We start from the raw sequence: 23897 nt of genomic DNA, 5'->3' as shown, positions 1-23897 counted from the left end.
GGCTCGCTCGGGTCCTGAAGCATGCGGGCCAGTGCCGCCGGCAGTTCCTCCGCCCGCGTCACGCGCGCCCCGGCCACGCCGTATCCTGCTGCGATCGTGACGAAGTCCGGGTACGGACGGCCGTCGTCCGCGCCATCCGGCACATTCGGGTCGACGAGCGACGAGGCCACACGGTTGCGCGAATAGATCATGTCCTGCCACTGACGCACCATCCCCAGCCACTGGTTGTTGATGACCAGCACCTTCACGCCCAGCCCGTAGCGACGGCAGGTCGAAAGCTCGTTGACGGACATGTTCAGGCTGCCATCCCCGTCGATGTCGACGACGGGCACGTCCGGCAACGCCACCTTGGCGCCGATGGCGGCCGGCAGACCGAAGCCCATCGTGCCGAAACCGGCACTCGACAGGAACGTGCGCGGCTCGCGCAGACGCAGATGCTGCATGGCCCACATCTGATGCTGGCCCACCCCTGTCGTCACAACAGCCTCCGGCGGCAGCAACGCGGCCAGTGCGGCGATCACGTCGACGCCGGTCAGCACGCCCTCGCCCGCACCGGCCGAATCCACCGAACCAACCGTGCTGGCCTGAGCCGCGCCTGACGAGCGCAGGGGATGCGCCTCACGGCGCTGACGCAGGTATGCGTGCCACGCCGGCACGTCGCGACGCGTGGCATGCGCCAGCAGACCGGTGAAGGCGTCGCGCAGGTCCGCATGCACGCCAAGGGTCACCGGCTTGTTCTTGCCGATTTCGGCGGCGTCCACATCGATGTGAACGATCTTGGCGTGACGCGCAAACGATGCCGGGTCGCCGATCACGCGATCGTCGAAACGCACGCCGAGCGCCAGCACCACGTCCGCTTCGTTGACGGCAACGTTCGCCGCGTAAGCCCCATGCATGCCCAGCGGACCGAGCAATAGCGGGTGATCGTCCGGCACCGCCCCCAGCCCCATCATCGTGAGCGCGACCGGGCAGTCGAGCGCTTCGGCCAACGCCACGAGTTGCGCGCCCGTGCCCGACGCGATCACCCCGCCACCGGCGTAGATCACCGGCCGTTCGCTCTGCGCGAGCAACGCGGCAATGCGTTGCGCCGTCTCATCGCTCATGCCCGCCGGCACCGCCGGGGTGAAACGCTTGTCCGTCGGCTGGTCGGGGCGTGCCTGCTGAATATCCTTGGGGAAGTCGAGCAAGACCGGGCCCGGACGACCGGCCAGGGCGCAAGCCGCCGCTTCGCGCAGCGCCGCCGGGATGTCGCGGGCCTCGCGAACCTGTCGCGCGAGCTTCGTGACCGGCTTCGTGATGGCCACGATGTCGACTTCCTGAAACGCATTCTTGCCCAGCCAATGCGTTGCCACATTCCCGGTGATCGCGAGGATCGGCACGGAATCGCTGGCCGCATCGGCAATGCCCGTCACCAGATTCGTCGCGCCCGGGCCCGACGTCGCAAGGCAGACGCCGAGCTTGCCGGTGGCGCGTGCATACCCCTGCGCCCCGAACACGGAGCCCTGCTCATGCTCCGTACGCACCAGGGTGATCGCCACGCGAGACAGCGCGTCGAGCATCTCGAGGTTGGCGCCTCCCGGGTAGCAGAACACCGTATCGACGCCAATATCGACCAGCGTGCGCGCAATGAGGTCTGCACCTTTGGCAGACAACGGGGCAACGGGCTGGGCGACGGCACCGGTCGCGGCTTCGGCAGTGGGGAGAGTCAAATCGAGTTTCATGGCGTCGTGTTTTTCCTGCGGAGTCGGTCGAACTTGAAGGGATGGTTCCGGCAAATACCATCGATAGGAAGAGAGTTTACGGGGATCGGCAGGTAAATGCTTCGCGTATCGTTGACAAAAACACCCTGATTTCACATGATTCATTCAAATTCAATCATCCCGAGGAATAAATCATGCAAATTGACGAATTCGATGAAAAAATCCTCGCACTCCTGCAGGAAGACGCCTCGCTGTCGGCCGCGCAGATCGGCGAGCGCATCGGCCTGTCGCAGTCGCAATGCTGGCGTCGCATCGACCGGCTCGATGCCGAAGGCGTGATCCAGCGACGGGTTGCGCTCATCGACCGCAAGAAAGTCGGGTTGAACGTGATGCTGTTTGCTCACGTAAAACTCGCGGGGCACAGCCGCAGCGCGCTCCCCGAATTCTCCAAGGCCATCCAGGAATTCCCGGAAGTGCTGGAGTGCCACGTGCTGATGGGCAACGTCGACTTTCTGCTGCGCATCGTGACGCGCGACGTCGAAGCCTACGAACGCTTCTTCTTCGAGCGGCTGTCGCAGTTGCCGATGGTGCAGGAGGTCAACTCGATGATCGCGCTCTCGCAGATCAAGTCCACGACGGTGCTGCCAATCGGTGGCGGTGGCAGCGGTGGCAGCGACGGATCATGACGCGACACTGACAGACGCCTGTCACGGAATCGACCGTAGACTGTCATCTTTCGCAGCACTATCACAGACACCAACACAGACGCGTGGACGCCACGCGACAGGATCGTTGCGACGTCGTCAAAGGTGACGGTGTACGTTGGACAGCGCCCTCGCAAGCCTCTATCCTTAAGCATCCACTTTGGGAGCCTTGCATGAAACGTTGGTTCGGAATGACTGCCGCTGCCGCCATCGTCGGCATCACGGCGTGGTGCATGATCCCCGCTCATGCGGCATTGCAGAACGGCGCAGCCGCGCCCGACTTCAAGGCACAAGCCTCGCTTGGCGGTCAGGTCTTCACCTTCTCGCTCGCCGACGCCCTTAAGAAAGGCCCGGTCGTGCTGTACTTCTACCCTGCCGCATTCACCACGGGCTGCACGATCGAAGCCCACGACTTCGCTGAAGCCACGGACAAGTTCAAGGAGATGGGCGCGACGGTGATCGGCGTTTCGCACGACAACATCGATACGCTCAACAAGTTCTCGGTGTCCGAATGTCGCAGCAAGTTCGCGGTGGCCGCCGACACCGATCAAAAGATCATGAAGGCATACGACGCCGTACTGGCACTCAAGCCCGATATCGCCAATCGCGTTTCCTACGTGATCGCGCCCGACGGCAAGGTGATCTACAGCTACATCAGCATGGATCCGGACAAGCATGTCCAGAACACCATGGCGGCCGTTCGCAAGTGGCACGAGACACATCACTGACAATTTTCTGCATTCCGCACTTCCCGCGCACTTCCCCCGATGAGGACGGCATGAGTACGGTACCCCCAAGCGCGCGGGCCATCGCCCGCGCGCAGACCCGCAGCGAGGAGCTGGCCAACAGCGTCAGCCACGGCCTTGCCTGTCTGGCCGCGCTCGCCGCGATTCCGTTTCTCTTCACCACCGTTCGCCCGCCATTGCCCAGCACGGTCCAGCAAATCGGCATCGGGGTATTCGCCGTCACCATGGTCGTGGTATATCTGGCATCCGCGCTGTATCACGGACTGCCGGACGGCCGGGCGAAGCGCTTGTTCATGCGCGTCGACCATTGCGCCATCTTCCTGTTCATTGCCGGCACCTACACGCCCTTCACGGTCAAGATCCTCAACGATCCGTGGGGCTGGCCGCTGCTCACCGGCGTGTGGACGATGGCCATCGCCGGCCTGATCGCCAAGACACTCGGTCTGCTCGACCGCCCGCTGGTCTCCACCCTGCTCTACATCGGCCTCGGCTGGGTCGCCGTGCTGGTCGCAGGTCCCGTGCTGGCAGCCATTCCGGGGCCGGGCGCCGGGTGGCTTTATGCCGGCGGCGCCGCCTATACCATCGGTGCGATCTTCTATTCGCTCGACGGCCACATCAAGTTCGGCCACCTCGTCTGGCACCTGTTCGCCATCGGCGGTACCGTCTGCCACTATCTCGCCGTCTGGCGCTACGTCTGAGCGCCGGGGTTGCGCCGTGGCCGGCCGTTTTGGCTTTGCCACGGCAGACTCGCAAGGCGTACCCTTTCCGCAAAGCGCTCCCTCGTTTCACCTGGGTTGATGCTGCGCCAGCCCGACGTCACAGGTCATAGATCATCCCTCGTCACTCCGCGACACGTCGCCAATCTGTCGGCAAGACGATCGCATCGCGCCGTCAGTTCCGGGTCGCCGAACATGCGACAAGCCCCTCGCATTCGATGTAGCAGCGCGTGTGCCGCATCGATGTCCTCTGCCCGCCGCCGCGCCATCAAGCGCCGGAACCGCGCCAGATCCTTTGCCATTTCGTCGCGCATGATCCGCCGCGCATTCGGATCGTTTCGCAAGGGCGCACGCCGTGGCGACGGTGGCCTGCCCGGCACGCTCGACACCCCGTTCGCTCGCCCGAACCCATCAAACGGCTCGTCCAGCGCCGGCCATCGCACGGCCAGTGTCCGGGACAACCGCTCACGCGAGACCGGCTTCGTCAGCACCTCGTCGATACCTGCCTCTCGCGCCGCCCGCGCCCCGACCACCGATCCGGTCACTGCGTACACCACCGGCTTGCGACGACCGAGCACCGGGGCAAGCGCGTGCAACGTCCGCGCCAGCGCCAACCCGCTCACACCGTCCAGATGTATGTCGGTCAGCACGACATCGACGTCGAGCGCGATCCATTGCAGCAGCGCATCGGTCAGGTCTCCGGCGCCGGCCACGTGGCAGCCCAACGACGTGAGTTGTTCGCCGAGGATCCTGCGATTCATCACGTGATCGTCCACGACCAGGGCTTGCAGCCCCTCGCGTAAGGCAACCTGTGCCACGGGCATTGCAGGCATCCCGGACATCTCGGGTCTCTCGGCAAGTCCCGCTTCCGCCTCAATGCCGGATGCCGTACTGCCCGATCGTCCGGCCGACGGTGTCGTCTCGGCGATGTGCCCGGGCAAGCGAAACGGCACGGAAAGACGGAAACGCGCGCCGCTCGCCGACGACTCCGCACAGAGCGAGCCCGCCAGACGCTGCGCCCATTGTTGGGCGATCCAGAGCCCCAGCCCCGTGCCCTGCACCGAGGGATCGGCTCGCGCGAAGGCTGCGAACACCGCGTTCTCCATACCCGCAGGAATCCCCGGGCCGGTATCCAAGACGTGGATCGTCAGGCACCCCGCAAACGGTGCCACCTCGGCGTCACACTCACCGCGCAATTCCGCCTCCCACGAGACCCGGACGCCTACCCCGCCACACATCGTGTATTTCAACGCATTGTCGAGCAACGTCCGCAGAATCTGGCGCAACCGCGTCGCGTCTCCCCAAAGGAAAACGGGGATGTCGTGCGCGATCTCGCAGGTCAGATCGAGCCCTTTGGCATTGGCTTTCCCGAAGAACGCATCGACCTCGGTATCCAGACACGAGCGGACCTCGAACCTCGCCTCTCGCAGCGGTAGCTGTGCCACCTCCCCTCGGCCAAGTTCGAGCGCGTCGTCCACCGCCCCCGCCAGCGCATCGAGCATGCTCCGCATGCTGCCCAACCGCTTGCGAGGTGCGCGCGCATGTTCGGGCACACGGCCACGTGCATCGCCGACCCCGTCGTCCATGGGACCCGCGTCGTCCCATAGCGCATCGAGATGTCCCTGCAACACCTGCAGCGGTGCGCGCAATTCGTGCACCAGTGCCATGCGGAACGTATCCGCATCGCCATTCCTTACATCGTCTTTCAACGAACCGTCATCACCTCGTGGGTAACACCCCGCGTCGGAGCTTGCGTGTCGGAACTTGAATTTGTCGAGATTCATCGCGTCATTGACGCCTCATCACGATTCACGCGTTTCGGCGTACTGAAGAAACTGAAGAGTCATCAAGTCTGGCCGTTTGCGCGACGCTTGCGACTGCGCAAATTCCGAACTTTTTTCGCCGCGACCGCACTTTCGGAATCGCCCGAGCCCGAATGTCTCAAGTTCTGGTTCCCATATGCCGATAATCCCTATGCCCCGTCTTGCACTCTCCGATGGACGGGGAGGCCGTGCATTCTCCTGGCACGGCCTGGGCATTCAATCCATCGATCCATATGTATAAGAACATTACGATTCGGGCCAGTCTGACGCTGGTTCTAGGTTTGCTTGGTGCACTTCTCGTTCTCGTCAGCGTGCTGGGCCTGCAGGCACTGGGCTCCAGCAACGAATCCCTGAGCAAAATGGCCACGGAAGACACCCCCGCGCTGGCCGAACTCAAAGGGACCGGCGAGCAGATTCTTCGTACGCGCCTGTCGATGGCGACTTATGCGTCGTACGTCAGCCTCGGGGCCGATCCCGAGGAGTCGGAAAAAGTCCTCAAGCGGGGGACGCAATACATCGCCGCATCCGACGCCCTCTGGAACGATTATCTGAAACGTCCCAAAGAAGATGCGCACGAAGCGGAGTTGGCGAAATCGGCCGACGAAAAGCGCCGTGCCTTTTTCGATAAGGTCGTCACGCCCGCGCTCAACGCCCTGAAGCAGGGAGACGTTGCCGGCTTCCACCAGATTCAGGCACGCGTCGCGCCGTCCGCCTATAACGGTGTCGAGTCGCTGATGCGCGAATTGCAGGACATTCAGGTCGCGCGTCAGAAGGCCCGCTACGAGGCCGCGCAGTCGCGTTACAACGTCATGCGTATCGCCATGGGCGCCACCCTTGCGGTTGCACTGTTGCTGGCACTGTGGGGCCGCGCCATGCTCGCCCGCGCCGTGCTGCGCCCGATTCGCGAAGTCATCGCGTATTTCGAGCGCATGGCTGCCGGCGATCTGAGCCAGCGCATCGAACAACGCACGCGCAACGAAATGGGCCAGTTGTTCGGCGCCCTCGGCCGCATGCGCGACGGCCTCGCCACCACGGTCGGCACCGTGCGCGAGAGCACGGAAGCCATTCACGGGAGCGCTCGCGAAATCGCCGATGGCAATGCCGATCTGTCGCGTCGCACCGAATCGCAGGCATCGTCGCTGGAAGAAACGGCCGCGAGCATGGAAGAACTGACTGCCGTCGTCAAACAGAACGCCGAGAACGCCCGCGCTGCGAGCCAGTTGGCGGTGACGGCGTCGGAAACCGCTTCACGCGGTGGCGACGTGGTTCAGGAAGTCGTGACGACGATGCGCGACATCGCCGAAGCCTCACAAAAGGTCAGCGACATCCTCACAGTGATCGATGGCATCGCCTTCCAGACGAACATCCTGGCGCTGAACGCCGCCGTGGAAGCCGCGCGTGCCGGCGAGCAGGGCCGCGGCTTCGCTGTGGTCGCAGGCGAAGTGCGTACGTTGGCGCAACGCAGCGCGTCGGCCGCCAAGGAAATCAAGGGATTGATCGAAGCGTCGGGCAACCGTGTGGAAGCCGGCACCCGTCTGGTCGAACGCGCCGGTGCGACGATGTCGGAGGTCGTGCAGTCCGTCAAGCGGGTGACCGACATCATGGGCGAGATTTCGGCGGCCAGCGTCGAGCAGTCGAGCGGCATCGAACAGGTCAACATGGCGGTCACGCAGATGGACGAGATGACGCAGCAGAACGCAGCACTCGTCGAAGAAGCCTCGGCCGCCGCGGCAGCCCTCGAGACGCAGGCCGCCCGTCTGCGCGAATCCGTAGCCCTGTTCCGCCTCTCGGCGCACGAAGCTGCGCATATGCCGGCGATCGGTGCCGCCGACCCGACCTTGAGCGCTACCCCCGGCTCGCTGGCACTCGCCGCCTGACGCTCAGCATCACAGCGAACACCGGAGGGCAGTGAAGGAACGCCCTCCCCCTGCTGCCGCCTGCGCCCTCCGGCGTACGGCGGCAGGCATCCGGCACCGTCCTTCAGTCGTTTCAGATACTGGCGCGCTGCTCGAACCCCGTGAGCGGCGACTCCGCCACCCATGCCTTGTCGACGTCGCAAGACGACACCTGCGCCCCTCGCGGCCCCTGCCGCATCCACTCGCACAGCGCCAGCAACTGCGCCGCCTCGCCTTGCGCAATGGCTTCCACCGTGCCGTCACGACGATTGCGAACCCATCCGGCCAGCCCGAGCCTGCGCGCCTCGACCACGCATGCCGCGCGGTAACCCACGCCCTGCACCAGTCCATGCGCCACGATTTGCCACGTTGCGGTCATTGCCCCTCCTGCATGCCTGCGAGATAACGGGAAATCACGAGAAAAGGGCCCGATGATCATCGAGCCCTTCATTCACGCTTCACTTACGTTAGCACACCATCGGTGCCCGTCTAATAGATGTCGCGACGGTAGCGGCCTTGCGCCGAGAGATCGAGGAGCGTGTCGGCTCCGATCGCGTCGGCGAGCGCGGCATCGACGGCCGGTGCCATACCCGCGAGGCTGCCGCAGACGTAAATGGACGCACCATCGGCCACCCATTGCGCAATCGCTTGCGCCGACTCGCGCACATGATCCTGAACGTAGACCCGCTCGGCCTGATCGCGCGAATAGATGCGGTCCAGTCGCGCAATGCCGCCCTGCGCTTCCCACGCGCGCAACGTCTCGTCGTGAAAGGCGTCATGACTGGCCTGACGTTCGCCGAAGATCAACCAGTTGCGGACATGTCCCTGCGCAATCCGCGCCGAGAGGTGGGCGCGCAATCCGGCCAGCCCCGTCCCGTTACCGATCAGAATCATGCCGCTGGCGTCTGACGGCCCATGGAAACCGGGGTTCGGACGTACACGCATCGTCACGCCTTCGCCCAGCGCCGCCCCGCGGGTCAGCCAGCCGGAACCGAGGCCCAGCGTGCCGTCGGCATTACGCGTCTGACGTACGAGCAGCATCAACTTACCCTCTGCCTGCGTCGACGCAATGGAGTACTCCCGCTCGGGCAACGGCGCCAGACGCGACAGCCAGTCCTGTAAATCGACGCCCGCCGGCGGGGCGGTCTCGGGCAGCACGCGCTCCCGAAGGGCCTCGCCCAGCAACGCCTCACGTCCGGCCACGCTCACGCGCACATCCGGCGCCCAGACGCTGCCGGCCAGAAAGGTGTCGATATGCTCGGCCGTATGTCGCGGCAACACTTCGACGAGATCACCGGCCACCCATTTGGCACCCTGCGGCGGCGTGAAGGCCAGATGGTAAGCCGGCAAGCCCGTGCTGCCGGGGTTGAGTTCCTCACGTTCGGCCAACGTCCATGACTGGAAACGCGGACCGTCGTCGGTCTTCGACGCCACCAGCGGACGCCCAAGCCACTCGCCCAACCGCTCCTGCCAGTTGGCCCACGCACCGGGATCGCCACGATCGACCTCGATCGGCTCGAACGCCGCCACACCGCCCTGCGCACGCAACCAGCCGTCGAGCTTGCGCCCGAACCCGCAGAATGTGTCGTAGTGGCTGTCGCCCAGCGAGAGCATCGCGAAACGCAGCGTCGGCAGCGCCATCGCCTGATTCATCAATTGTTGCGAGAAGCGACGCGCGCTGTCGGGCGGTTCGCCGTCACCGAACGTGCTGACGATGAACAAGGCCCGCTTGGCCGCCCCAAGCTGCGCCTGACCGATGCGCGCCAGCGGCTGAATCTGCGCCGGGACGCCCGCACCTTGCAGCATGCCGGCCGTCTGCCAGGCCAGCCCTTCGGCCACACCGCTCTGGCTGGCGTAGCCGATCAACACGCCGTCTTCCGCGAATGCGCCGGAAGGTGCGCCGTTCGGCGCCTTCGGAGCGTCCGTGACCTGTGCCGGGCGCGCGGCTGCCAACGCCCGCTTCTTCTTGCGACGATCCAGATACAACATCCAGCCCGTGACGAAGAACACCGGCATCATCAGGCTCGACAGCATCATGACGATGATGCCCGGCGTGCCGAAGAAACTGCCGCGATGCAGCGCGTAGATGCTCGTCATCAACTGGCCGCCGGTCGTCTTCTGCGCGTACCGCTCTTCGCTACGAATCTCACCCGAGGCCGGCTCGATGTCCATCCGGCTAAAGGCGCGCTCATGCGGCACGGACGAATCGAGCCACGTCATTTGCAGCGGACCGCCGGGCTTCTGCGACGGACGCAGGTAGACCTTCGTGTAGTCTGGCACGCGTGTGGTGAAGCTGCTCCACACGGCGCCCATCTCGTCGGCAGACGTCGACGCCAGATCCGGCAGCGCCTTTTTTGCCTCGCCCTTCTTGGCCATCTTCGGCTTTTCGGGGGCGCGGTTACGCACCGGCTGGGCAACGCCGGCCATCGAAAACAGCATGCCGCGCCACCAGTCGTACGACCAGTAAAGCCCCGTCGTCGCGCTCAGCAGATAAGGCACGAGCACCACTGTGCCGATGACCGCGTGCAAATTCCAGAGGAACGGACGGCCGCGCTTCTTGAAATCGATGTGAAACCACGCGCGCCAGTTGCCGATGCGACGCGGCCAGCGCAGGTACAAACCGCTCAGCGCCAGCAGGAACAGCAGCAGCGTGGCCGCGCCGGTGATCTGTTTGCCGATGCCATCCACCGTCAGGAAGCGGTGAATGTCCATGATGAAACGGAACACCACGTCCGCCTGCGAACGGCCGAGCATCTGGCCGGTATAGGGGTCGACAAAGTAGGTCTCGCCGCGCGTGCCGTCACCGATCGACAAACGCACGCCGACGGCATCTTCGGGCGCCCGCATCACCGTCATGAGCAGAATGCGGCGATCCGGCACCGCATCGTGCACGCGCGCAACCAGTTCAGGAATGGGAAGACGACTCGACGCGGCCGCGTCGGGCACGGCCACCGTCATAACACCCGGGCTGAACGCGCGGGTGAGTTCTTCGTAATACGACAGCAGCGCGCCGGTCAGGCCGACCACTGCCAGCACCAGCCCGGCGGTAATGCCGAAGAACCAGTGCAACTGAAACCACAGTCTTTTCATCATTGTTGTCGTCCGACGCACGTCCGTACGCCGGAGATGGCGCGTGCGTGGCAGGTGTGCCGTGCCACACATGTCCCCGATGGACCTCTATGCGGCAATTAGCGAATGTTATTGCAAACGATTCTCATATTCAATAGTGACTTACCTTTCTACGGCTTGTCAGACTCGTCTGACAGGAATTTCATACCTAAGACGACGCCCTGTCGCTTTTTGAACGGTTAGGATGGGTTTATCCGCGCGGATGTCCGCGCTCCCGCCCATCAAACCGCCGCACGCCACGCCTCGTCTGCCCACTCCCTAGCCCATCTGCTGGCCCTGGAACGACCTGTCGACCTGCGGCACGACAGCGACGGAGTGCCATGCAACCCCTAGCGTCTTCCCCTCCTGCCTTGCCAACGATGGCGCCATCGGCATCATCGGTCACCACGACGCCTGCCGACACCTGCGTCATCGACATTACCAAGGTGGCATTCTTTTTCGACCTGGACGGCACACTGGCGCCGCTCGCGCCGCGCCCCGACGCCGTCAAGCTGCCGCGTGACACCGCGCGCGTCCTCGCCAGTCTGTTCGAGCGTACGCATGGCGCCGTCGCCGTGGTCTCCGGGCGGGCCATCGACGATATCGACGGCCTGCTCGCCCCGCTGCGCCTGCCCGCGGCAGGACTGCACGGTGCCGAACTCCGTCATGCAGACGGCCTGCTGCTTCGCGCCGAGGGCCATGCCGCCGACACCGAGCGCATCGCCGCGATGGCCGCGCCGTTGCACGCCCTCGTCGCACAACACCCGGGCCTGTTGCTCGAGAACAAGGGCAGCGCGCTGGCACTGCACTATCGCGGCGCGCCGGAACTGGCGGGTGTCGCGCGCGACACCATGCGCGCACTGGCCGACCTGCACGCCGAGCACTTCTCGCTCCAACCGGGAAAACTGGTCTTCGAGCTGCGCCCACGCCATGTCAGCAAAGGACGCGCCATCACGACGCTCTTGCAAGAAGCCCCGTTCGCCGGACGCACGCCGCTCTTTGCCGGCGACGACCTCACGGACGAGGCCGGATTCGCCGACGTGAATGCCCTGGGCGGCATCACGATCAAGATCGGGGACGGGGAGACATGCGCCCATCATCGTCTGCCAACGCCGGAGGCGCTCACCGCCTGGCTGCTGACGCTGCATCGGCCGTCCTCGCCTGCACCACCTTCCCCACCCCAACCCTCACAGGAGACAGACGTATGAGTCGCTTAGTCATCGTGTCGAACCGAGTTGCCCCCGTGACGGAGGGCAAACCGACGGCCGGCGGTCTGGCCATCGGGGTGTTCGACGCGCTCAAGGACACCGGAGGCATGTGGTTCGGCTGGAACGGCGAGATCGATGCGGAACCGGCCAGCGCGCCGGAAATCACTCACCGCAACAACGTGACGTTCGCCACCGTGCCGCTCACGCGCCGCGACTACAACACGTACTATCGCGGCTTCTCCAACGCGACCCTGTGGCCGACCTTTCACTATCGCGACGACCTCACGCGTTACCAGCGCGACGATTACAACGGGTATCGCCACGTCAACGCCCGCTTTGCCGCCCTGCTCGCGCCGCTGCTCGAACGCGACGACCTCATCTGGGTACACGACTACCATCTGCTGCCGTTCGCGCAGGCGTGCCGCCAGATCGGCGTGCAGCAGCGACTCGGTTTCTTTCTTCACATCCCGTTCCCGTCGCCGCAGGTGCTCATGACGGTGCCTCCGCACGAAGCCCTCGTGCGAGCGATGTGCGAATACGATCTCGTCGGCTTCCAGACCGAAACCGACCGGACGGCCTTCACCGACTACCTGCTGCGCCACGCCGGCGCGAAGATGAACGCCGACGGCTCGATCACCGCCTACGAGCGCACCCTGCGCACGGGCGTCTACCCGATCGGCGTCTATCCGGATGAAATCCAGAAGCAGGCCACCGCACGCGCAACCGTCAAGCACATCCTCGATCTCAAACAGGGTTTGCAGGAACGCAAACTGATCATGAGCGTGGATCGTCTCGACTATTCGAAGGGGATGCTTGAGCGTTTTCGTGCGTTCGAGCGACTGCTGGAACTCTGGCCGAACCAGCAAGGCACGGTCAGTTTCGTGCAGGTCGCGCCGCCGAGCCGGTCGGATGTCGCCGGTTACGGCGAGATCCGACGCCAGTTGGAGACCGAGGCCGGGCACATCAACGGACGCTTCTCCGATCTCGCGTGGACGCCGCTGCGCTACATCAACAAGCGCTACGATCACGAAGTCCTGATGTCGTTCTTCCGCGCCTCGCAAGTGGGGTACGTCACGCCGCTGCGCGACGGCATGAACCTTGTCGCGAAGGAATATGTCGCGTCGCAGGATCCGGCCGACCCCGGTGTGCTGGTGCTCTCCTGTTTCGCAGGGGCCGCGCAAGAGCTGGACGGCGCGCTGATCGTCAATCCTTATGACATCGACGGAATGGCGGAAGCGTTGCGCTCTGCACTGAACATGTCGCTGTCCGAGCGCCAGTCGCGCCACGAGAGCATGATGATGGCATTGCGCGAGCACGATCTATCGACGTGGCGCGACCGATTCATTACCGATCTGCGCGCGCCGGCAGTCGCGACGCCGGCGCTACTGCGTTGTGCCCAACCCGCCGCCGCCTGACGGCCCGGCCGACGACGTGATCGTCTGACGCCGGCCTGTCCCGTGATGACCCCTTGTGGTCTTTATATCGCCCACGGGGCAGAAAGGCGACGGCAGAAGCCCTCGGGAGACTGCCATGAGCCGACGTTCTTCTACGACTTCCGCAACCGCCCCGTGTGTCGAGGTCGAGACCCACGGGCCCGTCACTCTCATCACGCTGGCACGACCAACGCGACGTAACGCGGTCGACCGGGAAATGGCGGCCGCGTTGCGCGATGCCCTACTCGCCTTCGAACAGGACGAAAGCGCCTGCGTTGCCGTGCTGTGCGGTAACGGCGCCTCGTTCTGCTCGGGCGCGGACCTTTCCGCATTCGACGATCCGGAACGTCGAAACGAGGTCACCCCGGACGGCAGCGGCGACGGCCCGATGGGGCTGACCCGGCGTCACCTGGACAAACCCGTCATCGCCGCCGTCAGCGGTCACGCGGTCGCCGGGGGACTGGAACTCGCGCTCTGGTGCGACCTTCGTGTAGCGGACGACTCCGCAACGTTCGGCGTCTTCTGCCGTCGTTTCGGCGTGCCGCTCATCGACGGCGGCACCGTCCGCCTGCCTCGTCTGATCGGGATGAGCCGCGCACTCGACATGATTCTGACGGGGCGGGCCGTCGGCGCTCAGGAAGCCTACGAAATCGGACTGGTGAACCGGCTGGTGCCGGAGGGGATGGCGCGTCAGGGCGCCCTGGCGCTCGCCCAGCAACTCGCGGAACTGCCGCAAGGGGCGCTGCGCGCCGACCGCCGGGCGGCCTATGCACAATGGGATCTGTCACTGGAAGCCGCGTTGCAGCAAGAAGGCGCTGCCGGGCATGCCGTGGTGTTCTCGGAGGGTATTGCCGGCGCCCGGGCATTTCTCGCCGGAGACGGCCGTCACGGAGCGCCGCGCGACACCCCGTAACCGGAGACGTCGCGGCGGCGAGACTTCAGATTGCCGTTAGTTTGCGGGGGCGGGCAACGGCGGCAATTGCGCGAGGCGCTTGCTCAGGCCGTCGGCAATTTCCTTCTGGTTCGCCTGCTTGGCGAAATCGACCGCCGTCATCTTGAGCTGGTTCTTCAGACGGACGTCCGCACCGCCGTCGAGCAACACCTTGCACGTGGTGATGTGACCGCCGCGTGCGGCCATCATCAGCGGCGTGGTGCCATTGGGCGACTCGGCGTCGACGTAGGCCGAAGCGTCGAGCAGCATTTGCACAATGTCGTCGTGACCATTGGTCGCCGCGTAATGCAGCGGTGTCCAGCCCTTCTTGTTGACCTCGGCATCCTTGTCGATCAACAGCTTCACCATCGGGGTGAGACCTTGCAAGGACGCGAGCATCATCGCGTTCTCGCCGGCACGATTGGTCGCTTCGAGGTCCGTGCGCTTGTCTTCGATGAGCAGTTTCGCCACGCCCACCGACTTTTCACGCATCGCAATGACGAGCAACGGGTCGCCCTTCTCGTCCCGCGCATTCGGATCGACACCGGACTTGAGTGCCTGTGCGACGGCCTTGGTATCGTCGAACACAACGGCCTTCACCAGCGCCGTGTTGGACGTCGCCGCCGTGGCACATGCCGTCAACCACAGCACGCTCAGCAGGGTGAACAGTCGGAAAATCGAAAATTTACGCATCGGGGGCTCCTGTCGGTAGTCCGGAAACTCGGCGAAACATGTTGGGCGAAACACGGAATGAAGCGGCGACCAACGCGGTGGATCAAAAGCGTCGATTCGAATGCTGCCGCCGAGACAAGTTCAATGCTTCGCGGTCGCGAACAGGCGGAAGAAATTCTCCGTCGTCGCGTCAGCAATCTTCTGCAACGGCTCGCCGCGCAGGTCGGCGATGAATTCCGCCACGTGACGCACATACCCCGGCTGATTGAGCTTGCCGCGATACGGCACTGGCGCGAGGTAAGGTGAATCCGTCTCGATCAACATACGTTCAAGCGGTACGCGCCGCGCCACGTCCTGCAAGTCGCGTGCGCTCTTGAACGTCACGATGCCCGAAAACGAGATGTAGAAGTTCTGGTCGAGCGCGCCTTTGGCCACGTCCCAGCTTTCCGTGAAGCAGTGCATCACACCGGCCGGTTCGCCAGCTTCCTCTTCACGCATGAGACGCAGCGTGTCGTCTGCCGCCGAACGCGTGTGAATGATCAGCGGCTTTCCGGTGACGCGCGCGGCGCGAATGTGCGTGCGAAAGCGCTCGCGCTGCCATTCCATGTCCTCGATGCTGCGACCTTCGAGCCGGTAGTAATCGAGTCCGGTCTCACCGATGGCAACGACCTTGGGCGTCGCAGCAAGACGAACGAGATCGTCGACGCTGGGCTCAGGGGTGTCCTCATAGTCGGGATGCACGCCCACGGACGCGTAAACATTCTCGTGCTGTGCCGCAATCTCCAGCACTTGCGGCAGCGTGGGCAGATCGACGGAGACACACAGCGCATGGCTGACCTTGTTCTCGCGCATGCGCGCGAGCAGGTCCGGCATCTGCTCGGCCAGTTCCGGGAAATTGATATGACAGTGCGAATCGATGAACATGATGGGTGATCGGTTGCCGGTGTCCTGCATCAAAGCGATGCCTGACCACCGAACAACTGTTTGTATTGCAGGAATAGCGCTTCGAGCAGGACCCGCGTATTGAGCGGATGGTTTTGCACCTGACGCTGTTGCGCGAGCTCGCGCAGGAAACCGAGCAGCCGCACGTCGTCGGTCGTATCGCCACAACGGCGCAGCGCCTGCGACTGGCCCGGGAAAAACCGGACCTTGCCGGCCATGCGCTCGGCCAGCACGTCGAAGCACCAGCGTTGCAGCGTCTCGAGAATGCCCGGCAGGCTGCCCTTGTGCAGTTGTTCGGCACAGGCGAACGCGTCGACCGCGCCGCCTTGCGCCAATTGCCCCAGCAACCAGTCGCGCCAGCCCCGCTCCTCCGGCTCGGCGAGCGAACGCGCCGCAAGCGGTGCGCCCCCCGCTTCGGCGAGCACTGCGGCGGCGGTCGCGGCATCGAGACCGGCTTCGCCCATGAGCCACTGCGTCGCCTGCGCCTCGTCGGGACGCGTAAGCACCAGACGGCGGCAGCGCGACAGAATCGTCGGCAGCAACCGGTCCGGCTGTGTCGTCACCAGCAGGAAAACGACGCCTGCCGGCGGTTCTTCAAGCGTCTTGAGCAACGCGTTCGCCGCGTGCACGTTGAGCGATTCGGCCGGATACAGCAGCACGACGCGACGCCCCTGACGGTGCGAACCGAGGCTCGCGAAGTCGATCACTTCGCGCACCTGCTCGATCTTGATTTCCTTGCTCGGGGTCTTGGTCTTCTTTTCCCCATCGGCCTCTGCGCGCGCTTCGGCCCCGGGTAACGTCTCGGCCAGCGCTTCCGGGCAGATCACACGGAAGTCCGGGTGGTTGCCACTGGCGAACCACTGACATGCACCGCAGGTGCCGCAGGGAAAATGATCGGCGCGTGGCGCTTCGCACAGCAGACCCTGTGCGAACGTCCGGGCGAGCGCGACTTCGCCGATGCCCGGCACGGCTTGCAGCAGCAGCGCGTGCGGCATCTGAGCGCGCAGGTCGTTGAGGCGTGTCCAGTCCTGTGACTGCCACGGATACAGCATGTGGGCTCCTTGGCCGGATATTGCAGTAATGACAGACAATTCGTTACGTCAGGTCGGGGGCGTGAATTCTCGATGCTCACCGCAGACACCGTCCGACAGACGCCGTAACCGGATTATGCGCGTGTTATTGCGCCTCAGGCGATTCGTGCCCCGGCTACCTTGCGGCTTTGAACGCTCGGCCTATTCACGCCGACGCCGACGCCGGCCCCTTAATGCCCCGGCACGCCCAACCGGGCGAACACGTCGGCGAGTTGCCCCGCAATCGCGTCGATGCTTTGCGCGGCATCGATCAGCACCATGCGGCCGCCCGACGCCTCGGCGCGGCGCAGATATTCTTCGCGAACCCGCGTGAAAAACGCGGCCGATTCGCGCTCGAACTTGTCGGGCGCCCGAGCGCCGGCGAGTCGTGCGGCGGCAATCGCCGGGTCGAGATCGAACAGGATCGTCAGGTCGGGCTGACGCGAGCCCTGCACCCAGCGCTCGAGAATCGACAGTTTCTCGCGGGACAGACCACGCCCGCCGCCCTGATAGGCAAACGTCGCATCGGTGAAGCGGTCGGAGACGACCCAGTCACCTCGCGCCAGCGCCGGCTCGATGACCTTGGCCAGATGTTCCCGGCGACCGGCGAACATCAGTAGCGCTTCGGTTTCGAGATCCATCGGCTCGTCGAGCACAAGCTTGCGCAAGGCTTCGCCCAGCGGCGTACCGCCCGGCTCGCGCGTGGCGACGACGTCACGCCCGACCGCAGCCAGTCCCTGACGCAGTGCATCGACGAAGGCGTTGACGTGCGTGCTCTTGCCCGCCCCGTCGATACCCTCGAACGTCACGAACTTGCCCGGCACCACTGCTGGCGCCTCGGGGGAATGCGTCATTGCTCACCTCGCTGATATTTGTCCACGGCGCGATTGTGCTCCTGAAGATTAGTCGAAAAATGGCTGGTGCCATCGCCACGCGCCACGAAATAGAGGGCATCGGTCGGCGCGGGATTGAGCGCCGCAGCGAGCGACGCCACACCGGGCAGCGCAATCGGCGTTGGCGGCAACCCCGCCCGCGTGTACGTGTTGTAGGGTGTGTCCGTTTGCAAGTCACGCTTGCGCAGACGCCCCGTATACAGATCGCCCATCCCGTAGATCACCGTCGGGTCCGTCTGCAACAGCATGCGCTTGCGCAGTCGATTGACGAACACTGCCGCAACCTGCCCTCGCTCCACGGCCTGCCCCGTCTCCTTCTCGACGAGAGACGCCATGATAAGCGCCTCATACGGCGTGGTGTACGGCAATCCCGGTGCGCGCGACGCCCAGGCTTCGTCCAGACGCTTCTGCATCAGGCGATAGGCACGCTTATAGATATCGATATCGCTCGTACCTTTCGGAAAAAGGTAGGTGTCGGGGAAGAACATGCCCTCGGCCTCGGCGCGATCTGCGCCCACGAGTTGCATCAGATCGGCGTCGGGCAGCCCGGCCGTGTCATGACGCAGCGCCGGGTTCGTATCGATCTCGGCGCGCATCTTCTTGAAGGTCCAGCCCTCGATGATCGTCACCACGTACTGATTGACGTCGCCACGCGCGAGCTTGTCCATCACTTCCATGGGGGTGATGCCAGTGGCGAACTCGTAGTTGCCCGACTTGAGCTTGGTCCCAACATCCATCACACGGGCAAGCAGATTGAACAGCAGCGGATGCACCGGCACACCCCCGGTGCGCAACTGCGTGGCCACGCTACGCACAGAACTGTAGGGTTTGATCGTGACGTCGAGCGTCGGCTTACCCAATTGCAGCGGTGCCTGAGCCCAATAGTAAAAAGCGCCGCCCGCCGCCAATGCGACGACAATCAACAGAACAAACAGGCGTTTGATGAAAGACATGAATTGCAGGATAAGTCGCCGGAGGGCGGCAGCGGGTTCGGGGGACTCGTCGGCCGGACGAATGTGACGACGACAGGTTCGAGAGGCGCATTTTGCACATCGAACCGGGCTCGCACGTCCTGGCGGAAGACCCAATATAATACTTTGACTTGCCGAACCCTCACAGATTGACAGGCACTTTCGTTTATGACCTCCCAATGGCGTGACCTCCTGCCGCAAGCGGCAGCCGCTTCTCCTTCCGATATCTCGCCCGCCGAGCGCGCCGGACAGTTCGACGCCTTGCGCTCGGGCAGCTTCGTAGCGCTGGCGAGCGATACCGGCCTGATCGCCGTGAACGGCGCCGATGCGGCCTCGTTCCTGCATGGCCAGTTGACCAACGACGTCGAGCGACTCTCACCGGCACAAGCCCGTCTGGCGGGCTATTGCTCCGCCAAGGGCCGCCTGCTTGCGACCTTCCTGATGTGGCGCGACACGTCGCCCGACGCGACGATCTATCTCGCGGGCGATGCCGCTGTGCAGGCTGCCGTGCAAAAGCGCCTGTCGATGTTCGTACTTCGCGCGAAGGCCAAACTGACCGACGGCACCGCCACGCACGTGTTGCTGCAAGTCGGCGGTCCGGCCGCCGAAGCCGTGCTCGCCCGGACCTTCGCCGCCTTGCCCGCCGCTGCGCTGGCCGCCGTGCACGCCACGATGGGCGATGCACCGGCCAACGCTACGAGCCTGATTCGTCTGCCTGAAGCCGGTACCGCGCGTTCGCTCTCGCGCTTCCTCTGGAGCGTGCCGGTCGCACAGGCGCTGGACGCCTGGCATTCGCTGGTGCAAGCCGATGGTGTGGTTGCCGTCGATCCGACGCTCGCCGCGTGGCTCGACGTGCATAGCGGCGTGGCGCGCGTCACGACCGCGACGCAAGAGCAGTTCGTGCCGCAGATGATCAACTGGGAAGTCGTGGGCGGCGTGAACTTCCGCAAGGGCTGCTATCCGGGCCAGGAAGTCGTCGCCCGCAGCCAGTATCGCGGCACGATCAAACGCCGGTTGCATCTGGCGCATGTCGATGGCACGCAATCCGGTCAACCAGTCCCCGGTCAGGAACTGGTCGAGACGAGCGATCCGGACCAGCCATGCGGCATGGTCGTGCAGGCAGCGCCCGCGCCGAACGGTGGCTACGACGTACTCGTCGAGTTGAAGCTCGCCGCGCGCGAAGCCGACGACGTACGCCTCGGCGCGGCCGACGGTCCGGCGCTCGCGTTCGCCGAGTTGCCTTACGAGATCATCGATCCGACGGAGATGCCCGCGTCGTCGGCGGCAGCGTCCTGATTCAGCCGCGCCCGCGACTGCCGATGGACTCGATGGACTGCTACGTCTACTACCGCGTATCGACCACGCACGCTGACGCCGCCCGGCAGGCCGTCGCGCGACTCTTCGCGCTGACGGCCACCCAGTTCGGCGTGAGCGGACGCCTACAATCGCGTGCCGATGCCTCACCGAACGACGCCACCCAAAACGTGTCGACCTGGATGGAGCGCTACGACAACGTCGACGCCGCCTTTATCGCGGCGCTGCCGCAAATGGTGGTGGCGTGCGGACTCGCGGCGTATCTCGAAGGCGGGCGGCACGTCGAGTGTTTCGTCGACATGCCGACGCTCCCACCCCCATGTGCCTGATCGTCTTCTCCTGGCAGCCTGACGCCGCCACGCCGCTGGTCCTTCTCGCCAATCGCGACGAATTTTTCGAGCGCCCCGCCGAACCCATGCACTGGTGGTCGGATCGCCCCGACGTGCTGGCGGGACGCGATTTGCGAGGCGGGGGAACGTGGATGGGCGTCAATCGCGCCGGACGCTTCGCCGCGCTCACCAACTTCCGCGACGGCCGTGCGCCAATGACGCCGAAAGATACGCCCTCGCGCGGTCTGCTGGTGTCCGCCATGCTGGACGCCACCTCATTCGACGACGATTTGCTGCGCATCGAGAAGCATGCGCACGAATACGCCGGCTTCAATCTCCTTGCCGGCGATTTGCCCGCGGGCAAGCTGTACTGGCTAGGGAATCGGGATGTGAACGGTAACGATGGCGCGGCATCGGCCCCTGTTGCGCATCCGGTCACACCAGGCTTGCACGGGCTGTCGAACGCACTGCTGGATACGCCCTGGCCCAAGCTCGTGAGCCGTCGGGATGCGCTCCGTCAGGCCATTGAGAACACGGCTGATGATCTGACGCTACTTGAGGTCATGCGCGATGCGTCCGAAGCCGCCGAAGAGGCCCTGCCGGAAACCGGCGTCGCACGCGAGTGGGAGAAGCGGCTCTCGGCAGCCTTCATTGCATCGCCGGCTTATGGGACGCGTTGCACCACGCTGCTGCGCTATCACCGCGACGGCACGATCGACATCATCGAGGCCACCGTTTTACCTGGCCAAGCGCCTGAAAACGTATCCAATCGGCGAGAATTCACTTTCCCCGTTTTTTCTGCAGGCATCCAAGCTGCGGACCTCTGATTTTCCTCCCGGCGACAAAAACCGGGATCGATTCTCAATTTTCTGCCTCATTCGAGAAACGCGATTCACGTATTGTTTTCGCCTCTCATCCCCGTTCGCCCGCATCAGACAAGCAATATTTGGTGCGCGTGTCACTAAGCATTTCCTGCTTTCTATCAAAAACGCCACATTCTTCTACCAACAAACATTTCGCTGTCTTACATTTGGATATAATTGCACGCCAAACTTTTTGGGGTGCTATGTGAAGCACGACGCGATACAGCGTCGGCTTTCAAACCATTCCCGGTCGTGTAGAGCGGCACGCGGGATAACACATTAAGCGGAGCTCAGCATCCGTGGCATAGCAAAGCGGCAATAGCTTTTTTCCAATTATTAGCCATGCCAGAAAACTACGACGTGCGATTAAGAGATCGCGCGCCACAATGGGCTTCGGGGGATGTCTCCATTGTGGAATCTTCGCCAAAGGCGGCGGTAGCCAGACAAACGGCGGCCGCTGCATTGGACCACGCAGTTGCGTGCTGGACGTTACCGGTACGGCGATGGGCTTACCGCCAGGCAAGTACCGCCCCAGCCAGTCAACCAGACACGGGCGTTTCCGACCCAATGCTACGTCGCCGGCTGAGTCCGCTGGCGCGGCTTGCCTTGTCCGTTGCGTCGAACTGCGGCCCACTGCCTCCGGCATGCCGAATCGTTTATGCGTCGCAACACGGCGAGATCGCACGCACCACGCAAATGCTGGAAGCGCTCACGCAAGGCGAACTGCCCTCCCCGACCGCCTTCAGCCTATCCGTGCTCAATGCCACGCCAGGCGTTCTCAGCATCGCACGCGAAGACCGCTCAGCCATCAATGCCGTCGCCGCGAATGACGACACGCTTGGTTACGCGCTGCTGGACGCATGGACGCAACTACGTGAAGTCCCCGAATTGCCGGTGCTGGTGATTCACGCTTTCGAAGCCCCGCCCGAATGCTACGGTCCGACAGCACGACAAAGCGACGAAGCGACCAGCGCGCTAGCTCTGCTCATCGATGCAGATGCGCCAAATCGGCTGACTTGCACGATGCACCTGCCGACCGGGCAGGCAAGTGGCTCAGCGCAACCGTCGCAGAGCGATAGCCTGGTGGCATCTCTGACGACAGGCGGCAGCAACTCCTGGTTTGGTGAACATCATGACTGGCAATGGAATTGGCAGGAGGGCACGCAGCATGCACATATCTGACATGCAACTCCGCCTTGCCATAGCCGGCCGATGTGCCGCATCCGTGCTCTTGTGGACGTGCTTCGCAGCAGGCGGTCTTGTGTTTTCGCTGATCGTTTTCCCGGGACTGTTGCTGCTTCCGGTATCTGCACGTATACGCCGGCGCTGCGCGATGGCGATGGTGCACCGATGCTTCGCTGCACTCGTCGCGAGCTGCCGCGCGATGGGCGTCATCCGATTCGATTTACAAAACGAGGATAAATTGCGGCGACTGGGACGAGCCATTGTGATCGCCAATCACCCCTCTTATCTCGATGTCGCAATCCTGCTCGCCCTAATGCCTCGTGCCTGCTGCATCGTCACAAGCCGACATTGGCGCAATCCACTTTTCGCCGGCATCGTACGCTCGGCAGGCTACCTACGCAATGACGGCGGCCCTTCGCTCGTCAGTGCGAGTCAGGCAGCTTTTGCCGACGATGTACCGCTCATCGTCTTTCCAGAAGGCACGCGTAGCCCGTCTCGAGGAAGGCTCGGGAAGTTTTCCCGTGGGTTTGCCCACATCTCGCTCGCGCACGATTGTCCGATCGTGCCGGTTCTGATTGATTGCGACCCGCCGGCGTACACAAAACAGCACCGCTGGTACTCCCTCCTCCCCGTACAACCGACTCTGCGAATTCGCGTGCTGGAATCCGACATCAGTACCTACACGTCGATGTCACCATCCTGCGCGCGCGAGGGGGCGATTCAAGGTGAACCGGCGGCGGCTCGGAGTGTATCGGACAGCGCGCCGCCGGACACGGCAACGCCGCTGGCAGCGAGACGCCTGACGCAACTCGCGGAACATTTTTTTACTAGTCAAATTTCCCAACATGGCTTCACTAGAACTTGAGATCAAGCAATTGATCGTCCAGGCGCTGGAACTGGAAGATATCGGCGTGAATGACATCACTGACGACATCCCGCTTTTCGGCGATGGTCTCGGCCTGGATTCCATCGACGCACTTGAGTTGGGCATTGCCCTGCGCAAGCGCTTCGGTTTGCAAATCGAATCAAACGACGAGTCCGCACGCGCTCAATTTCGAAGCGTCGCCACGCTCGCCCAATTACTGCGCGAGCGCGGTTGCATTGCTAAGGAACAAGCGTAATGAGCACATTGACATTACCCCTGACGGATGAGGAAATCCTGTCCCGTTTGCGCACGATCCTGCACGACACGTTCGAGATCGAACCACAACGGGTAACGCCTGAGGCACATCTTTTCGAAGAACTCGATTTGGATAGCATCGATGCGGTGGATCTGGCCATTCAGCTACAACGTATGACCGGCAAGCGCATCAAGTCGGAAGACTTCAAGAGCGTGCGTACTGTCGGCGACGTGGTCGTTGCCGTGCACACGCTGTTAAACGACTGACACACAA

The 23897-nt window shown here is 63.8% G+C and carries 23 protein-coding genes; 14 read left to right on the top strand and 9 right to left on the bottom strand.

Annotation, left to right across the window (positions count from 1 at the left end; translation table 11 throughout):
• On the bottom strand, positions 1 to 1721 hold a 1721-nt coding region (ilvB, locus tag A9762_RS17610; RefSeq protein ID WP_069343308.1), incomplete at its 3' end, for a biosynthetic-type acetolactate synthase large subunit.
• A 173-nt stretch (positions 1722 to 1894) separates the two neighbouring features.
• Here ilvB and A9762_RS17605 point away from each other — a divergent pair.
• From A9762_RS17605 to A9762_RS17595, 3 genes are all read left to right on the top strand, one after another.
• On the top strand, positions 1895 to 2386 hold the full coding sequence (locus A9762_RS17605; protein WP_069343307.1) for an Lrp/AsnC family transcriptional regulator: 492 nt from the start codon (positions 1895 to 1897) through the stop codon (positions 2384 to 2386).
• A gap of 191 nt (positions 2387 to 2577) precedes the next feature.
• Positions 2578 to 3132: a peroxiredoxin gene (locus A9762_RS17600; protein ID WP_069343306.1), complete on the top strand. Its 555-nt coding sequence runs from the start codon at positions 2578 to 2580 to the stop codon at positions 3130 to 3132.
• A gap of 50 nt (positions 3133 to 3182) precedes the next feature.
• Complete coding sequence (locus tag A9762_RS17595) at positions 3183 to 3848, top strand: hemolysin III family protein (protein ID WP_069343305.1); 666 nt, start codon at positions 3183 to 3185, stop codon at positions 3846 to 3848.
• Between the two features lie 125 nt (positions 3849 to 3973).
• Here A9762_RS17595 and A9762_RS17590 read toward each other — a convergent pair whose 3' ends face one another.
• Positions 3974 to 5368, bottom strand: coding sequence for an ATP-binding protein (locus A9762_RS17590; protein WP_170836266.1), 1395 nt, complete (start codon positions 5366 to 5368; stop codon positions 3974 to 3976).
• A 554-nt stretch (positions 5369 to 5922) separates the two neighbouring features.
• On the opposite strand from A9762_RS17590, the gene A9762_RS17585 reads away from it, so the two are divergent.
• Positions 5923 to 7566 (top strand): methyl-accepting chemotaxis protein, encoded by a 1644-nt coding sequence (locus A9762_RS17585; RefSeq protein WP_069343303.1) that lies wholly within the window; start codon positions 5923 to 5925, stop codon positions 7564 to 7566.
• Between the two features lie 112 nt (positions 7567 to 7678).
• Here the strand turns inward: A9762_RS17585 and A9762_RS17580 are convergent, their stop codons facing one another.
• Positions 7679 to 7963, bottom strand: coding sequence for an acylphosphatase (locus A9762_RS17580; protein ID WP_069343302.1), 285 nt, complete (start codon positions 7961 to 7963; stop codon positions 7679 to 7681).
• A gap of 110 nt (positions 7964 to 8073) precedes the next feature.
• A complete protein-coding gene (locus A9762_RS17575) occupies positions 8074 to 10674 on the bottom strand; it encodes a sulfite reductase flavoprotein subunit alpha (RefSeq protein ID WP_170836265.1) in 2601 nt (866 codons plus the stop codon).
• Positions 10675 to 11072: 398 nt separating this feature from the next.
• Here A9762_RS17575 and otsB point away from each other — a divergent pair, with 398 nt between their 5' ends.
• The 3 genes from otsB to A9762_RS17560 all read left to right on the top strand — a co-directional run bounded on the left by otsB (position 11073) and on the right by A9762_RS17560 (position 14246).
• Positions 11073 to 11900 (top strand): trehalose-phosphatase, encoded by an 828-nt coding sequence (otsB, locus tag A9762_RS17570; RefSeq protein WP_069343300.1) that lies wholly within the window; start codon positions 11073 to 11075, stop codon positions 11898 to 11900.
• Positions 11897 to 13315, top strand: a complete 1419-nt coding sequence (gene otsA, locus A9762_RS17565) for an alpha,alpha-trehalose-phosphate synthase (UDP-forming) (RefSeq protein ID WP_069343299.1) — start codon at positions 11897 to 11899, stop codon at positions 13313 to 13315. Before otsB ends, otsA begins: the two co-directional genes overlap by 4 nt.
• Positions 13316 to 13430: 115 nt before the next feature.
• Positions 13431 to 14246, top strand: coding sequence for a crotonase/enoyl-CoA hydratase family protein (locus tag A9762_RS17560; RefSeq protein ID WP_069343298.1), 816 nt, complete (start codon positions 13431 to 13433; stop codon positions 14244 to 14246).
• A gap of 36 nt (positions 14247 to 14282) precedes the next feature.
• Here A9762_RS17560 and A9762_RS17555 read toward each other — a convergent pair whose 3' ends face one another.
• The 5 genes from A9762_RS17555 to mltG all read right to left on the bottom strand — a co-directional run bounded on the left by A9762_RS17555 (position 14283) and on the right by mltG (position 18794).
• The gene (locus tag A9762_RS17555; protein WP_069343297.1) at positions 14283 to 14957 is read right to left on the bottom strand and encodes an ankyrin repeat domain-containing protein; all 675 of its coding nucleotides are present in this window, start codon (positions 14955 to 14957) and stop codon (positions 14283 to 14285) included.
• Between the two features lie 120 nt (positions 14958 to 15077).
• Positions 15078 to 15860 carry a TatD family hydrolase gene (locus A9762_RS17550; RefSeq protein WP_069343317.1) on the bottom strand — a complete coding sequence of 261 codons (783 nt, stop codon included), beginning with the start codon at positions 15858 to 15860 and terminating at the stop codon, positions 15078 to 15080.
• Between the two features lie 29 nt (positions 15861 to 15889).
• Positions 15890 to 16930 carry a DNA polymerase III subunit delta' gene (gene holB / locus A9762_RS17545; RefSeq protein WP_069343296.1) on the bottom strand — a complete coding sequence of 347 codons (1041 nt, stop codon included), beginning with the start codon at positions 16928 to 16930 and terminating at the stop codon, positions 15890 to 15892.
• A 209-nt stretch (positions 16931 to 17139) separates the two neighbouring features.
• Positions 17140 to 17775 (bottom strand): dTMP kinase, encoded by a 636-nt coding sequence (gene tmk, locus A9762_RS17540; protein ID WP_139133279.1) that lies wholly within the window; start codon positions 17773 to 17775, stop codon positions 17140 to 17142.
• Between the two features lie 23 nt (positions 17776 to 17798).
• Complete coding sequence (mltG, locus tag A9762_RS17535) at positions 17799 to 18794, bottom strand: endolytic transglycosylase MltG (protein WP_069343294.1); 996 nt, start codon at positions 18792 to 18794, stop codon at positions 17799 to 17801.
• 186 nt (positions 18795 to 18980) lie between these two features.
• Here mltG and A9762_RS17530 point away from each other — a divergent pair, with 186 nt between their 5' ends.
• The 7 genes from A9762_RS17530 to A9762_RS17505 all read left to right on the top strand — a co-directional run bounded on the left by A9762_RS17530 (position 18981) and on the right by A9762_RS17505 (position 23890).
• Positions 18981 to 20108 (top strand): folate-binding protein YgfZ, encoded by a 1128-nt coding sequence (locus tag A9762_RS17530; RefSeq protein ID WP_069343293.1) that lies wholly within the window; start codon positions 18981 to 18983, stop codon positions 20106 to 20108.
• Between the two features lie 23 nt (positions 20109 to 20131).
• Complete coding sequence (locus tag A9762_RS17525; RefSeq protein WP_069343292.1) at positions 20132 to 20455, top strand: DUF4936 family protein; 324 nt, start codon at positions 20132 to 20134, stop codon at positions 20453 to 20455.
• Complete coding sequence (locus A9762_RS17520; protein WP_069343291.1) at positions 20446 to 21282, top strand: NRDE family protein; 837 nt, start codon at positions 20446 to 20448, stop codon at positions 21280 to 21282. The genes A9762_RS17525 and A9762_RS17520 overlap by 10 nt, the downstream gene beginning before the upstream one ends.
• 378 nt (positions 21283 to 21660) lie before the next feature.
• Entirely contained in the window at positions 21661 to 22500 is an 840-nt protein-coding gene (locus A9762_RS17515) for a beta-ketoacyl synthase chain length factor (RefSeq protein ID WP_083254031.1), read from the top strand.
• A 79-nt stretch (positions 22501 to 22579) separates the two neighbouring features.
• A complete protein-coding gene (locus A9762_RS28190) occupies positions 22580 to 23368 on the top strand; it encodes a 1-acyl-sn-glycerol-3-phosphate acyltransferase (protein WP_170836264.1) in 789 nt (262 codons plus the stop codon).
• Complete coding sequence (locus tag A9762_RS17510) at positions 23349 to 23624, top strand: phosphopantetheine-binding protein (RefSeq protein ID WP_069343289.1); 276 nt, start codon at positions 23349 to 23351, stop codon at positions 23622 to 23624. Before A9762_RS28190 ends, A9762_RS17510 begins: the two co-directional genes overlap by 20 nt.
• 20 nt (positions 23625 to 23644) lie before the next feature.
• Positions 23645 to 23890 (top strand): acyl carrier protein, encoded by a 246-nt coding sequence (locus tag A9762_RS17505; RefSeq protein ID WP_069343316.1) that lies wholly within the window; start codon positions 23645 to 23647, stop codon positions 23888 to 23890.
• The last annotated feature ends 7 nt before the right edge of the window (positions 23891 to 23897 follow it).

The organism is Pandoraea sp. ISTKB (assembly GCF_001721285.1).
In the GTDB taxonomy this organism is placed as follows: Bacteria; Pseudomonadota; Gammaproteobacteria; order Burkholderiales; family Burkholderiaceae; genus Pandoraea; species Pandoraea capi.
Note: the sequence above shows the minus strand (reverse complement) of the source record. Positions and strands in the feature narration are given on the sequence as shown.

Bases quoted from the DNA above. Each gene is read 5' to 3' on its own strand.
- A9762_RS17585 (WP_069343303.1), top strand. From the start codon at position 5,923: ATGTATAAGAACATTACGATTCGGGCCAGTCTGACGCTGGTTCTAGGT.
- A9762_RS17600 (WP_069343306.1), top strand. From the start codon at position 2,578: ATGAAACGTTGGTTCGGAATGACTGCCGCTGCCGCCATCGTCGGCATC.
- A9762_RS17555 (WP_069343297.1), bottom strand. From the start codon at position 14,957: ATGCGTAAATTTTCGATTTTCCGACTGTTCACCCTGCTGAGCGTGCTG.
- A9762_RS17510 (WP_069343289.1), top strand. From the start codon at position 23,349: ATGGCTTCACTAGAACTTGAGATCAAGCAATTGATCGTCCAGGCGCTG.
- A9762_RS17590 (WP_170836266.1), bottom strand. From the start codon at position 5,368: ATGCTCGATGCGCTGGCGGGGGCGGTGGACGACGCGCTCGAACTTGGC.
- A9762_RS17605 (WP_069343307.1), top strand. From the start codon at position 1,895: ATGCAAATTGACGAATTCGATGAAAAAATCCTCGCACTCCTGCAGGAA.
- A9762_RS17525 (WP_069343292.1), top strand. From the start codon at position 20,132: ATGGACTCGATGGACTGCTACGTCTACTACCGCGTATCGACCACGCAC.
- holB (WP_069343296.1), bottom strand. From the start codon at position 16,930: ATGCTGTATCCGTGGCAGTCACAGGACTGGACACGCCTCAACGACCTG.
- A9762_RS17595 (WP_069343305.1), top strand. From the start codon at position 3,183: ATGAGTACGGTACCCCCAAGCGCGCGGGCCATCGCCCGCGCGCAGACC.
- mltG (WP_069343294.1), bottom strand. From the start codon at position 18,794: ATGTCTTTCATCAAACGCCTGTTTGTTCTGTTGATTGTCGTCGCATTG.
- A9762_RS17560 (WP_069343298.1), top strand. From the start codon at position 13,431: ATGAGCCGACGTTCTTCTACGACTTCCGCAACCGCCCCGTGTGTCGAG.
- A9762_RS17515 (WP_083254031.1), top strand. From the start codon at position 21,661: ATGCCAGAAAACTACGACGTGCGATTAAGAGATCGCGCGCCACAATGG.
- otsB (WP_069343300.1), top strand. From the start codon at position 11,073: ATGGCGCCATCGGCATCATCGGTCACCACGACGCCTGCCGACACCTGC.
- A9762_RS17550 (WP_069343317.1), bottom strand. From the start codon at position 15,860: ATGTTCATCGATTCGCACTGTCATATCAATTTCCCGGAACTGGCCGAG.
- A9762_RS17580 (WP_069343302.1), bottom strand. From the start codon at position 7,963: ATGACCGCAACGTGGCAAATCGTGGCGCATGGACTGGTGCAGGGCGTG.
- otsA (WP_069343299.1), top strand. From the start codon at position 11,897: ATGAGTCGCTTAGTCATCGTGTCGAACCGAGTTGCCCCCGTGACGGAG.
- A9762_RS17575 (WP_170836265.1), bottom strand. From the start codon at position 10,674: ATGAAAAGACTGTGGTTTCAGTTGCACTGGTTCTTCGGCATTACCGCC.
- A9762_RS17520 (WP_069343291.1), top strand. From the start codon at position 20,446: ATGTGCCTGATCGTCTTCTCCTGGCAGCCTGACGCCGCCACGCCGCTG.
- A9762_RS17530 (WP_069343293.1), top strand. From the start codon at position 18,981: ATGACCTCCCAATGGCGTGACCTCCTGCCGCAAGCGGCAGCCGCTTCT.